General features: G+C 44.8%; 11 protein-coding genes, 3 rRNA genes and 1 riboswitch (1 of these 15 cut by a window edge). All 14 genes read left to right on the plus strand.

Annotated features, from left to right (window positions below; all coding sequences use genetic code 11):
• Positions 1-2,607: ribosomal RNA gene (locus LY624_RS04020) — 23S ribosomal RNA — on the plus strand; it begins 276 nt to the left of the window's first position.
• Positions 2,608-2,796: 189 nt separating this feature from the next.
• Positions 2,797-2,911 (plus strand): 5S ribosomal RNA (rrf, locus tag LY624_RS04025).
• A 58-nt stretch (positions 2,912-2,969) separates the two neighbouring features.
• A 5S ribosomal RNA gene (gene rrf, locus LY624_RS04030) occupies positions 2,970-3,084 on the plus strand.
• Positions 3,085-3,425: 341 nt separating this feature from the next.
• Complete coding sequence (locus tag LY624_RS04035; RefSeq protein WP_341803913.1) at positions 3,426-3,854, plus strand: FKBP-type peptidyl-prolyl cis-trans isomerase; 429 nt, start codon at positions 3,426-3,428, stop codon at positions 3,852-3,854.
• An 84-nt stretch (positions 3,855-3,938) separates the two neighbouring features.
• Positions 3,939-4,556: a histidine phosphatase family protein gene (locus LY624_RS04040; RefSeq protein WP_341803914.1), complete on the plus strand. Its 618-nt coding sequence runs from the start codon at positions 3,939-3,941 to the stop codon at positions 4,554-4,556.
• 60 nt (positions 4,557-4,616) lie between these two features.
• Positions 4,617-4,685, plus strand: a riboswitch (cobalamin riboswitch).
• Positions 4,686-4,788: 103 nt separating this feature from the next.
• Positions 4,789-5,619 carry an ABC transporter ATP-binding protein gene (locus tag LY624_RS04045; RefSeq protein ID WP_341803915.1) on the plus strand — a complete coding sequence of 277 codons (831 nt, stop codon included), beginning with the start codon at positions 4,789-4,791 and terminating at the stop codon, positions 5,617-5,619.
• Positions 5,612-6,601 (plus strand): FecCD family ABC transporter permease, encoded by a 990-nt coding sequence (locus tag LY624_RS04050; RefSeq protein WP_341803916.1) that lies wholly within the window; start codon positions 5,612-5,614, stop codon positions 6,599-6,601. Before LY624_RS04045 ends, LY624_RS04050 begins: the two co-directional genes overlap by 8 nt.
• A 3-nt stretch (positions 6,602-6,604) precedes the next feature.
• Positions 6,605-7,666 (plus strand): nicotinate-nucleotide--dimethylbenzimidazole phosphoribosyltransferase, encoded by a 1,062-nt coding sequence (cobT, locus tag LY624_RS04055; RefSeq protein ID WP_341803917.1) that lies wholly within the window; start codon positions 6,605-6,607, stop codon positions 7,664-7,666.
• A 1-nt stretch (position 7,667) separates the two neighbouring features.
• Positions 7,668-8,474 (plus strand): adenosylcobinamide-GDP ribazoletransferase, encoded by an 807-nt coding sequence (locus tag LY624_RS04060; RefSeq protein ID WP_341803918.1) that lies wholly within the window; start codon positions 7,668-7,670, stop codon positions 8,472-8,474.
• Positions 8,471-8,998: a bifunctional adenosylcobinamide kinase/adenosylcobinamide-phosphate guanylyltransferase gene (gene cobU, locus LY624_RS04065; RefSeq protein ID WP_341803919.1), complete on the plus strand. Its 528-nt coding sequence runs from the start codon at positions 8,471-8,473 to the stop codon at positions 8,996-8,998. Before LY624_RS04060 ends, cobU begins: the two co-directional genes overlap by 4 nt.
• Positions 8,998-10,482: a cobyric acid synthase gene (locus LY624_RS04070; protein WP_341804382.1), complete on the plus strand. Its 1,485-nt coding sequence runs from the start codon at positions 8,998-9,000 to the stop codon at positions 10,480-10,482. Before cobU ends, LY624_RS04070 begins: the two co-directional genes overlap by 1 nt.
• Before the next feature lie 9 nt (positions 10,483-10,491).
• The gene (gene cobO / locus LY624_RS04075) at positions 10,492-11,091 is read left to right on the plus strand and encodes a cob(I)yrinic acid a,c-diamide adenosyltransferase (protein ID WP_341803920.1); all 600 of its coding nucleotides are present in this window, start codon (positions 10,492-10,494) and stop codon (positions 11,089-11,091) included.
• A 1-nt stretch (position 11,092) separates the two neighbouring features.
• A complete protein-coding gene (locus tag LY624_RS04080) occupies positions 11,093-11,950 on the plus strand; it encodes a cobalamin-binding protein (RefSeq protein WP_341803921.1) in 858 nt (285 codons plus the stop codon).
• Positions 11,947-12,621 (plus strand): uracil-DNA glycosylase, encoded by a 675-nt coding sequence (gene ung, locus LY624_RS04085; RefSeq protein ID WP_341803922.1) that lies wholly within the window; start codon positions 11,947-11,949, stop codon positions 12,619-12,621. The genes LY624_RS04080 and ung overlap by 4 nt, the downstream gene beginning before the upstream one ends.
• Positions 12,622-12,640 lie beyond the last annotated feature (19 nt).

Below are 12,640 nucleotides of genomic sequence, written 5' to 3' on the forward strand. Positions count from 1 at the left end.
TTGTGTTAGTGAAACATTCTGGAAAGTTTGACGATACAGGGTGATAGTCCCGTACACGAAAATGCAATCTAAGTGAAATCGAGTAGGTCGGAGCACGTGAAACTTTGACTGAATATAGGTGGACCATCATCTAAGGCTAAATACTCCCAACTGACCGATAGTGAACCAGTACCGTGAGGGAAAGGCGAAAAGAACCCCTGTGAGGGGAGTGAAATAGAACCTGAAACCGTGTACGTACAAGCAGTAGGAGCCCTTCGAGGGTGACTGCGTACCTTTTGTATAATGGGTCAGCGACTTATATTTTGTAGCGAGGTTAACCGATTAGGGTAGCCGTAGTGAAAGCGAGCGTTAACTGCGCGTTGAGTTGCAAGGTATAGACCCGAAACCCGGTGATCTAGCCATGGGCAGGTTGAAGGTTGAGTAACATCAACTGGAGGACCGAACCCACTAACGTTGAAAAGTTAGGGGATGACCTGTGGCTAGGAGTGAAAGGCTAATCAAACCGGGAGATAGCTGGTTCTCCCCGAAATCTATTTAGGTAGAGCCTCGGACGAATACTTACGGGGGTAGAGCACTGTTAAGGCTAGGGGGTCATCCCGACTTACCAACCCTTTGCAAACTCCGAATACCGTAAAGTACTATCCGGGAGACACACGGCGGGTGCTAACGTCCGTCGTGAAGAGGGAAACAACCCAGACCGCCAGCTAAGGTCCCAAAGTCATAGTTAAGTGGGAAACGATGTGGAAAGGCCCAGACAGCCAGGAGGTTGGCTTAGAAGCAGCCATCCTTTAAAGAAAGCGTAATAGCTCACTGGTCGAGTCGGTCTGCGCGGAAGATGTAACGGGGCTAAACTATGCACCGAAGCTGCGGATTCAAACTTTGTTTGAGTGGTAGGGGAGCGTTCTGTAAGCCGTTGAAGGTGAACCGGGAGGTTTGCTGGAGGTATCAGAAGTGCGAATGCTGACATGAGTAACGATAATGCGGGTGAAAAACCCGCACGCCGGAAGACCAAGGGTTCCTATCCCATGTTAATCAGGGTAGGGTAAGTCGACCCCTAAGGCGAGGCCGAAAGGCGTAGTCGATGGGAAACGGGTTAATATTCCCGTACTTGGTATAATTGCGATGGGGGGACGGAGCAGGCTAAGCAAGCATGGCGTTGGTTGTCCATGTGAAAGTAAGTAGGTTGAGAGTTTAGGAAAATCCGGACTCTTAAGACTGAGATACGAGACGAGCACCCAAGGGTGTGAAGTTGCTGATGCCATACTTCCAGGAAAAGCCTCTAAGCTTCAGATTATACCGAATCGTACCCCAAACCGACACAGGTGGTCAGGTAGAGAATACTAAGGCGCTTGAGAGAACTCGGGTGAAGGAACTAGGCAAAATTGTACCGTAACTTCGGGAGAAGGTACGCTCCTATCTGTGATGAGATTTACTCTCTAAGCGGACGGGAGCCGCAGTGACCAGGTGGCTGGGACTGTTTATTAAAAACACAGCACTGTGCAAAATCGCAAGATGACGTATACGGTGTGACACCTGCCCGGTGCCGGAAGGTTAATTGATGGGGTTAGTTTTCGGACGAAGCTCTTGATCGAAGCCCCGGTAAACGGCGGCCGTAACTATAACGGTCCTAAGGTAGCGAAATTCCTTGTCGGGTAAGTTCCGACCTGCACGAATGGTGTAACCATGGCCACGCTGTCTCCACCCGAGACTCAGTGAAATTGAAATCGCAGTGAAGATGCTGTGTACCCGCGGCTAGACGGAAAGACCCCGTGAACCTTTACTACAGCTTGGCACTGAACATTGACCCTACATGTGTAGGATAGGTGGGAGGCTTTGAAGCAGAGACGCTAGTCTTTGTGGAGCCGTCCTTGAAATACCACCCTTGTAGTGTTGATGTTCTAACGTTGGTCCCTGATCGGGATTACGGACAGTGCCTGGTGGGTAGTTTGACTGGGGCGGTCTCCTCCCAAAGAGTAACGGAGGAGCACGAAGGTTGGCTAAGTACGGTCGGACATCGTACGGTTAGTGTAATGGTAGAAGCCAGCTTAACTGCGAGACAGACACGTCGAGCAGGTACGAAAGTAGGTCATAGTGATCCGGTGGTTCTGAATGGAAGGGCCATCGCTCAACGGATAAAAGGTACTCCGGGGATAACAGGCTGATACCGCCCAAGAGTTCATATCGACGGCGGTGTTTGGCACCTCGATGTCGGCTCATCACATCCTGGGGCTGAAGTCGGTCCCAAGGGTATGGCTGTTCGCCATTTAAAGTGGTACGCGAGCTGGGTTTAGAACGTCGTGAGACAGTTCGGTCCCTATCTGCCGTGGGCGTTTGAGAATTGAGAGGGGTTGCTCCTAGTACGAGAGGACCGGAGTGAACGAACCGCTGGTGTTCGGGTTGTCATGCCAATGGCACTGCCCGGTAGCTACGTTCGGAACTGATAAGCGCTGAAAGCATCTAAGCGCGAAGCAGGCCTCGAGATGAGTTCTCACTAGACTTTTAAAGTCTCTGAAGGGCCGTTGAAGACTACAACGTTGATAGGCAGGATGTGGAAGTGGTGTGAGCCATTAAGCTAACCTGTACTAATTACCCGTGAGGCTTAACCATACAACGCCAAACGCGTTTTGTGACAGCGTAACAGACAGAAGTTAAAAAACTAAAGTAGACATTTACTTAAAATCAGCATTCCGAATTTTAGTAGGGTGAACCGCAACGCTTAATGCGAAATCAGTTCACCTTGCGCAAAGGACTCGTAAGCGCTACGCGCTTTATCGAGAATCCTTTCCACGTATTTTGCTTGGTGACAATAGCGTTTTGGACCCACCTGACCCCATGCCGAACTCAGTAGTGAAACGAAACAGCGCCGATGATAGTGTGGCATTTGCCATGTGAAAGTAGGACATCGCCAGGCTCCTAATTCAGTCGAAAGACTTTAAATTAAAAATAATAAGAAAATCAAACAGAATTTTCTTGGTGACAATAGCGTTTTGGACCCACCTGACCCCATGCCGAACTCAGTAGTGAAACGAAACAGCGCCGATGATAGTGTGGCATTTGCCATGTGAAAGTAGGACATCGCCAGGATCCTAATTAAAGAAACCCGTTGCAGTAATGCAACGGGTTTTTTCGTATGTCGTCACGCTCTATCCGCGAACAGGCAGCCCATGACGCGGGATAAACCCGCTGCTACGTGATAAGGCTGCCCCAACACGTTTTTCGTCGGGATTTAAATCGCGTGTAGACTTTTAGCCGCAAGCTACCAGCTGAAACACAGAGACATTAGATATTAAGTGTCAGCTGATCTGTGCGGGTGTTTGGCTGAGTCTCTCAGCACTTACCCTGCTCATTCTTCACACTTCCACTTGCTTCAGTTACGTTGTTATGCGATAAAGCGTTTTATATTTGTAATACAATTAAGGTTTGCTGTGTCTCGCAAGAAAACAACCAAGTCAAAAGGCTCTTCAGGTTTAAACCGTAAAAATAGTGAAGCATTCATCGCTAAATTCTCATCTCACCCAGATACGCATCTGTGCCCGTCGGGTTTAATGTATAAAGTGATTGATGATGTTGAGGGAGAACGCATAACAGAGTTTGATACTGTGGTTATTAACCAACGTATTATGCTCGCTGATGGCAGTGTCATTGCCGACAGTTATAAAGCGGGTATGCCTGAGGTGTTCGCTTTATCTGAAGCAATCGAAGGGTTAAGAGAGGGGTTATTATTAATGAATATCGGTTCTCGTTATGAATTTGTGATCCCCCCAGAACTTGCTTGGGGTAAAAAAGGTAACGGTGGCAAAATTGGCGCAAATGCAGTGCTACATTTTGACGTTCGTTTAATGCGTTTAGCTTAACTCTCTTTGCATAACTCCCTTAGCATAAGTCGACAGAGTACTTAAAACGCGTTAATGTTCACTATTAGTTTACTTAGGAACATTATGGACGCATTTACTTCACGAGTTTACTTTCTTCGCCATGGCGAAATCGCTACGCCAGGCATTCTTGCTGGGCAAATCGATGTTGAATTATCGGAGTTTGGTCTTAAGCAAATGCGCCAAGCTTCTGCCGAGCTCATAAATTTAAATGCCATATATAGCTCTCCGCTCAAGCGTTGCTCAGTCCACGCTGATTATTTAGCAAATCAACACTCACTGCATGTACAGTACAATAACGCGCTGAAAGAGTTTAATTTTGGTGATTGGGACGGCCAAGATTACCAACAGCTTTGGCAGCAAACCAGTAAACCTCATATCGGTGATTTTTGGCAGCACCCTTGGCAAGTAAAAGTACCCAATGGTGAATTTATGGCAGACTTTTACGCTCGGGTAGAGGCATGGTGGCAAACGTTTTTACAATCATTGTGCGAATCTAAGCATGAACAGTCATTGGTAATTAGCCATGCTGGTGTGATTAAACAAATTCTCGCTATTGTTTGTCAGATGCCAAAACAATCAGCTACGCATTTAAATGTTTTCCATCTCCCTTATGCAGGGCTAATTACACTCGATGTATATATAGATGAACAAGGGCAAGCTTGGCCGAAAATTGTTTTTTAGCCATCTAGAGCGATATTCGTTGAATTATTTACTTAGCCCGCCATAATACTCATATGCTATGGAATGGGGTGAAATTCTCCAGCTGTTCCCGCAACTGTAATCCATATAAATATATGGTCAGCCAGATACTTAGCGCTAACAATTAATCATCGAGCGGGTCAACTCACGTCATTTTCTGGTACTTAGCAGTACTTTCTGGTGCGTTGTGCTTACTCGCCAAGAGAGAAAAAGCTTGCAACAAAATAGCCATAGCGCTGCACCATTAATATCAGTGTCTGATTTAAGTTGGGGTACTGCGAATAAAACCATACTTAAATCAATTAACCTTGAGTTAAAAGCAGGGCAATTTATAGGTTTACTCGGCCCTAATGGGGCTGGTAAATCAAGTCTGCTACGTTGTCTTTATCGTTACTTGAAACCTCAGCAAGGGGCTGTGCTACTAAGCGGTCAAGATATCTGGCAAATCAGTGCTGATGAATATGCAAAGCAGGTTGCTGTGGTTTTACAAGAGTCTCCATCGCAGTTTAATTTGTCTTTATTCGATGTGGTGAGTTTAGGCTTAACACCTCATAAGCGACTTTTTAGCGGCACGTCTGCCAATGATAAGCAACGAATATATCAAGCGATTGAGCAGGTTGGTTTGTCTCATCACAGTGAACAAGCATTTGATTCGCTCTCAGGTGGCGAAAAGCAAAGAGCACTCATTGCGCGCTCTATTGTACAGCAGCCTAAGTTGCTCATCATGGATGAGCCAACCAGCCATCTTGATGTTAAATACCAAATTCAAATAATGGAATTAGCTAAGTCCCTCGATGTAACTGTGCTTGCCTCTTTCCATGATCTAAATCTCGCAGCGAGTTTATGTGATGAGCTACTGGTGATTGATGAAGGTCGCTTGGTTTGTCAGGGGCAACCAAAAGCGGTGCTAACAGAGCAGCTGTTGAGCGATGTATTTGGCGTCTGTGCAGCGGTATCTGCTCATCCTCAATCAAGCACTGATAAGTTTATTCCGCATATAACTTATTTCTATGGTTATCAGACACAGGAGCATCAACATGACTGATGTAATGCGTTTTAGTATATGTGTTGTCGTTGGACTTATTAGTTGTTTTTTAGCACTGAGCTTTGGTGCTGCAAATACACCGCTGAGTGAGGTTTTCAATGGCCTGTTTAGCCAAGGTAGCGATGAATTTGTGCAGCGCATTATTTGGCAGTTGCGTATGCCAAGAACAGTGCTGGCATTTTTAGCGGGATCTGGACTGGCTCTTGCGGGATTAATTTTGCAGACCGTAACCCGAAACCCGCTTGCTGATCCTTACTTGTTTGGTATTTCTTCAGGGGCTTCATTCGGTGTGGTGTGCTTTATAGCCCTAACAGGTGTGAGTTTTGGCTTTAGTATGTCTATCGCAGCATTTGCTGGAAGCTTACTTTCTATGCTGTTGCTTATTGCTATTGCAGGGCGTCGCCATGTTGGCCAAGTTGAAGCTATGTTACTTGCTGGTGTTGCTTTATCTTTCTTATTTAGTGCTTTGACTAGTTTGTTGCTTTATTTTAGCGATCCTCAAGCCATAACCGCTATTTTATTTTGGACGATGGGCAGTTTTTCTCGTGCCCAGTGGGACACTCTTTGGCTGCCATTTACCGTTATTATTGCCTGCATGACTTTGATGATTGCATTTCGTCGTCAGCTTAATGCAATGCTGCTTGGTGATGAAAGTGCTGCGACCTTGGGGATTCATGTGCAACGCTTTCGGATCATGATGCTGCTGCTAAGTTCATTAATTACAGCAGTGCTTGTTGCTATGTGTGGGGGCGTTGGTTTTGTCGGCCTGATGATCCCACATATTGTGCGCTACTTTTCACCACAAGGCAGCAGCCATAACTTAGTTATGACATCCTTGGTCGGTGGCATTTTTATGGTGTGGGTAGATGTGTTGTGCCGAACCCTACTGAATAACCAAGAACTACCCGTAGGTGTGATCACAGCCGCTATCGGTAGCGTGTTCTTTTTATTCTTACTTTATTTTCGTAAACAGAGCAGGTAGTTAATGTTTAATATCACGCCTATTAATCAGCAATTTTCAGCTGTAATTCAACAAAAAATAGACCTTAAAACAAAGCCGCTAGGCGCTTTGGGTCAGCTTGAAAGTTGTGCTAAACAATTAACGCTTATTTTTTCAAAGCAACTTGATAGTGAGCAGGCGCTAGTTGCCTTTAAACCGGTTATTTCAAACCCTTCTCTAGTTGTATTTGCAGGTGATCATGGTGTGGCAAGCCAAGGTGTGTCGATTGCTCCTAGCAGCGTTACATCGCAAATGGTGGCAAACTTTGCAGCTGGAGGTGCAGCGATTAATGTATTTTGTCGCCAGCTTGGTTGGCAGCTGGAAGTTGTTGATGCCGGAACACTCAGTACTTCACACAATAAAAGTGTGCATAACCAGCGTTTAGGTGAAATCACTGCACCACTGAATACTGAAATGGCCATGTCAATTAGCCAAGTTGAAAAAGGGTTTGCATTAGCAAAGCAGCGAGTTCATTCACTCTATGAGCAAGGTTGTAATACCATCGCCTTTGGTGAGATGGGTATTGGCAATACCACAAGTGCTGCGGCATTAATGGCTGCCTTGTTGTCGTTACCTGCCAGCCAATGTGTTGGTAAAGGTACAGGTGTGAGTGACGAGGTTGTTGCTAAAAAAATCAAGGTTGTCGAGCAAGCCCTTCAATTACATAAAGCTCATTTTAGCGACCCACTAATGACACTCGCTGCATTAGGCGGTTTTGAAATTGTACAGATCACCGGTGCCATTTTAGCTGCTGCGGAGCTTGGTATAGCGGTGATTGTGGATGGCTTTATTTGTAGCGCAGCGGCGCTTGTTGCAACTCGCATTAATGCAAACGCTCGCGATTACATGTTATTTGCTCATGCCTCAGATGAGCAAGGGCATAAAGCAATGCTCAATGCCTTGCACGCATCGCCTTTATTGCAGCTTGATTTACGTTTAGGAGAGGGCACTGGGGCGGCGCTTACCTTACCTTTACTGCAAGCATCTTTGGCGTTTTACAATGATATGGCAAGTTTTGCCGATGCCAATGTTGAGCAAGTAGTTTGATATGAGCGTTGAACAACAGACTTCAAACACAACCCCAAGTCAGCTTCAGCTATTTTTGCTGGCGCTTAGTTTTTTAACGCGTATACCTGTTAAATTAAACTTTGAGGTATCGAGTAAGGCACTCAATCAGGCCAGCCGTTATTTTGCATTGGTCGGGGTGTTATTAGGTGTACTTTTAGCGCTCAGCTTTTTGCTGATAAGTTGGTTATTCCCCGCAGCCATTGCAGTCGCGTTAGTTATGGCGTTTAGCTTGGTAATCACAGGGGCATTTCATGAAGATGGCCTTGCTGATGTCTGGGATGGCTTTGGTGGTGGTTGGCAGGTTGTAGATAAGCTGAGCATTATGAAAGATAGTCGCTTAGGTACCTATGGTGCTGCGGCGTTAGTAATGGCTTTATTAATTAAGTACCAAACTCTCGTTGCACTTAGCGAAGTAACCAGTACGCTGATTATTGCACTTGTTTTAGGGCAAAGCTTAAGCCGGGTTGTAGCAACAAGTTTAATTGCAGACATGGACTATGTAAGTCAGGACGCCACATCTAAAGTAAAACCAATTGCGATGCATTTAAGCACGCAAAGTTATCAAATACTGCTAGCAACTGGCGGTGCGGTGTTAGCAATTGCATGGTTGTTTTTTGGCTTCACTTTAGGGCAAATATTTATAATCGTCAGTGTACTTTTTGTTACTCGATTACTATTAAAGCGCTGGTTTGAAAAACAGTTATCTGGCTATACCGGTGATTGCTTGGGGGCTGCCCAGCAAGTATCTGAGCTTGTTACCTACCTTTGCTTGGTGAGTCTATTATGAGCCAACAACATACTTTAATTTTAGGTGGTGCTCGCAGCGGTAAAAGCCGTTTTGCTGAGCAGCTGGCAACAAATTCAAACAAGCCGCTTATCTACATTGTCACAGCAAATGCTGGTGATGAGGAAATGGCTGCCCGAATTAATAGGCATCAAGCAGAACGCGCTAAGCATTGGCAACTTGTCGAAGAGCCTTTGTATTTGGCTAAAGCACTACAGCAACACAGCCAAGCTGGAAACTGTATTTTAGTGGATTGTTTAACCCTTTGGTTGAGTAATTGCCTATGCCAGCATGGTGAAGCATTTTGGCTTAAGCAAAAAGCGGCCTTACTCGATGTGCAAGAAAAATTGCCGGGTGAGGTGATTTTTGTCAGCAATGAAGTGGGTCATGGTATTGTGCCGCTCGGTGAATTAAGCCGTCAGTTTGTTGATCATTCAGGCTGGTTGCATCAAGCCTTAGCACAGCAAGTTGCACGTGTTGAGTTTGTGATTGCAGGTCTTGCACAAACCTTAAAAAGAGAACAATGATGAAAACATTAATGGTGCAAGGCACGACCTCAGATGCAGGTAAAAGTACCCTTGTAGCAGCACTTTGCCGGATCTTTGCTGAGCGAGGCATAAAGGTTGCGCCCTTTAAGCCACAGAATATGGCATTAAATAGCGCCGTAACCACAGATGGTGGCGAGATAGGTCGCGCACAAGCTTTGCAAGCTGTGGCGGCAAAAGTGCCCGCAGAAGTCGATTTTAACCCTATCTTATTAAAACCTAACAGCGATACTGGGGCGCAGGTAATCGTTCATGGTAAAGCGCTTTCGAATATGGAAGCGGGCAGTTATCACGACTACAAAAAAGTGGCGATGGATGCGGTCCTTACTTCGCAGCAGCGCTTAAGTGAGCGTTTTGAATTACTGGTTGTTGAAGGAGCAGGGAGCCCTGCAGAAATTAACTTGCGCGAAAACGACATTGCCAATATGGGTTACGCCGAGGCAGTTGATTGCCCGGTGATCATTATTGCCGATATCGACAAAGGCGGTGTGTTTGCTCATTTAGTCGGAACGTTAGCGTTATTGTCAGAATCAGAGCAAGCGCGAGTAAAAGGCTTTGTGATTAACCGTTTTCGGGGTGATATTGCGTTATTGCAAGGTGGCCTTGACTGGTTAGAACAATACACCAATAAGCCGGTACTTGGGGTATTACCTTATTTACATGACTTAGCACTAGATGCTGAAGATGCCGTTGCTATAACTAATCTGGTCGATAAACCGCAATTACGCATAGCAGTGCTACTACTTCCTCATATTAGTAATCACACAGACTTTGATGCGCTGCGATTACAACCCGAAATCGATTTACAGTATGTACGTCATACCCAAGCTATTCCAAGTGTTGATCTGATTATTATCCCTGGCAGTAAAAATGTACTTGGCGATTTAGCGTTTTTAAAAAATGAAGGTTGGCATAAACAAATAACACGTCATCTACGCTATGGCGGTAAAGTGCTCGGAGTATGCGGTGGGCTGCAGATGTTAGGTAACTACCTTGCTGATCCACATGCTGTGGAGTCTAATTTAGGCTGCGCAGATGGCCTAGGCCTTGCTGACTTTGAAACCCAATTAGGGCAACAAAAAGTACTAAGCCAAGTCTCTGGTATTCTTCATTTAAACAATAGCGATAAAGCAATTTCAGGTTATGAAATTCATGCCGGTATAAGCCAAGGGCCCGCATTTGAAAAGCCATTTTTAAGTTTTAGTAATCACCCAAGTGGATTTAAAGTAGATGGTTTTATTAGTGATGATAATCAAGTAGCAGGTACTTACTTACATGGCTTGTTCGATACCCCTGAAGGCGTATCTGAGCTAATAACTTGGCTTGCACCCAATAGCCAAATCAAGCCGATTGATATTAATTTAAACCGTGAACAGCAGTTAAGCCGTTTAGCAAACGTGGTAGCAGAGAATCTCGATATTGAACAAATCATCAATATTTATGAGAATTTCAATTTAGAGGCATAAGGAACAACAATGAGCGAACAGAATCAAGATAAGCACCAACAGCGCCAGCAAAAAGTAAAAGAAAAAGTCGATGAACGTATTGCTGCTGCGCAAAAAGAGCAAGGTATTTTTCAGGTTATTACTGGCAATGGTAAGGGCAAATCGACTTCAGGGTTTGGTACTGTCGCACGCGCTGTTGGTCACGGAATGAAAGCAGCTGTGTGTCAGTTTATTAAAGGGACTTGGGAGTGCGGTGAGCGTAACCTACTCGAAAAAGCGGGGGTTGAATTTGTTATTATGAACACCGGTTTTACTTGGGAAACACAAAACAAAGAGTCAGATACTGCTGCTGCACAAGTGACATGGCAAGAAGCGAAAAGAATGCTGAAGGATGAGTCGATTAACCTCGTTATGCTAGATGAAATAACCTATATGATCACTTACGGCTATATTGATTTAGACGAAGTGCTAGAAGCAGTTAGCTCTCGCCCTGCTATGCAATCGGTGATAATTACAGGTCGTGGTGCGCACCGTAAACTAATCGACTTGGCTGATACAGTCAGTGAAGTTAGAAACGTAAAACACGCTTTTGATGCAGGAATAAAAGCGCAAAAAGGGTTCGATTATTAACATGAAGGCCATCAAGTTTGCACTCTTAGGTGTTTTATTTTATTTACCAACATTGGCTCAAGCTCATGAAATTAAACAGCCACAGCGTATTGTTGCTTTAGCGCCGCATATCGTTGAAAACCTATTTGCGATTGGAGCAGGAGAGCGCATTGTTGGTACCGTTGACTATGCAGACTTTCCTCAGCAAGCGAATGATATCGAACGGGTAGGTGGCTATTACGGTATTAACATGGAAAAACTGTTGTCGTTAAAACCTGACCTTGTTTTGGCTTGGAAAACGGGCAACAAAGCCGACGATCTCGCTTACATTGAAAAATTAGGCATTCCGGTAGCGTACAGCAACCCAAATCAGGTTGATAATGTGGCTGATGAGCTGCGTAAACTAGGCACACTTACGCATTTGCAAACAAAGGCAAATAAAGTGGCTAAAGAGTTTGAAGTTAAGCTGAGTGCTATTCGTGCAGCCCAAGAGGGTAAAACGACTGTTTCGGTGTTTTATCAATTATGGCCTGAGCCGATGATGACAGTGGGTGGAAATACTTGGATCAATCAGCTATTAACTATTTGTCATGCGGATAATGTGTTTGCTAATAGCGATACAGACTACCCGCGCATTAGTATTGAAAACGTATTGGTAGCAGAGCCAGAAGTCATCATCATCCCAGATGAAAAATCGAAAAAGCCTCAGCCTAAAATTGATTGGCGACAATGGCCAGAAATGCCAGCGGTGCAGCATAACCAATTTATTAGTGTGAACGCAGATTTATTGCACCGTTTTACAACCCGTATGCTTGATGGTTTGACTGATATGTGTGGTAAAATAGACGTTTCTCGTCAGCAAATACAGGCTTCAAAATGAATGATTGGCAAACATTTTTAGATACCGAGCTTGCTAAACCCTACATGCAAGAAACTCTTCAATATGTGGCCGATAGACGCGCAGCAGGCGTTAGCGTTTATCCAAAAGATGAACAGGTATTTTCAGCTTTTGATGCCACACCATTAAGTGAAATCAAAGTGGTTATTTTAGGTCAAGATCCTTACCACGGAGAAGGCCAAGCCCATGGTTTGTGCTTTTCGGTATTGCCTGAAGTTAAAAAGTTACCTCCTTCTTTGAAAAATATGTACAAAGAGTTGGCAACCGATATTGATGGTTTTGAAGTACCTCACCATGGCTATTTGCAAAGCTGGGCCGAGCAAGGTGTGTTTTTACTTAACACCGTACTGACGGTCGAGCAAGGGCTGGCTCATTCTCATAAGCACCTTGGCTGGGAGCAATTTACCGATGCAGTGATTGCGCTTATCAATCAACATTGTGAGGGGGTGGTGTTTATATTATGGGGCGCATATGCTCAGAAAAAAGGTAAACACATTGATACCTCGCGTCATCATGTGATTCAAGGTCCGCATCCATCACCGCTTTCTGCTCACCGTGGCTTTTTTGGTTGTCAGCACTTTTCAAAAACAAACCAGCTACTTAGCGATCAAAATAAAACGCCAGTAAATTGGTCTTTACCACAAATTCTATAACAGAAATGCAAAAGGCCCA

Source organism: Pseudoalteromonas sp. N1230-9 (assembly GCF_032716425.1).
Lineage (GTDB): Bacteria > Pseudomonadota > Gammaproteobacteria > Enterobacterales > Alteromonadaceae > Pseudoalteromonas.

Bases quoted from the DNA above. Each gene is read 5' to 3' on its own strand.
- LY624_RS04040 (WP_341803914.1), top strand. From the start codon at position 3,939: ATGGACGCATTTACTTCACGAGTTTACTTTCTTCGCCATGGCGAAATC.
- LY624_RS04050 (WP_341803916.1), top strand. From the start codon at position 5,612: ATGACTGATGTAATGCGTTTTAGTATATGTGTTGTCGTTGGACTTATT.
- cobT (WP_341803917.1), top strand. From the start codon at position 6,605: ATGTTTAATATCACGCCTATTAATCAGCAATTTTCAGCTGTAATTCAA.
- LY624_RS04060 (WP_341803918.1), top strand. From the start codon at position 7,668: ATGAGCGTTGAACAACAGACTTCAAACACAACCCCAAGTCAGCTTCAG.
- cobU (WP_341803919.1), top strand. From the start codon at position 8,471: ATGAGCCAACAACATACTTTAATTTTAGGTGGTGCTCGCAGCGGTAAA.
- LY624_RS04070 (WP_341804382.1), top strand. From the start codon at position 8,998: ATGAAAACATTAATGGTGCAAGGCACGACCTCAGATGCAGGTAAAAGT.
- cobO (WP_341803920.1), top strand. From the start codon at position 10,492: ATGAGCGAACAGAATCAAGATAAGCACCAACAGCGCCAGCAAAAAGTA.
- LY624_RS04080 (WP_341803921.1), top strand. From the start codon at position 11,093: ATGAAGGCCATCAAGTTTGCACTCTTAGGTGTTTTATTTTATTTACCA.
- ung (WP_341803922.1), top strand. From the start codon at position 11,947: ATGAATGATTGGCAAACATTTTTAGATACCGAGCTTGCTAAACCCTAC.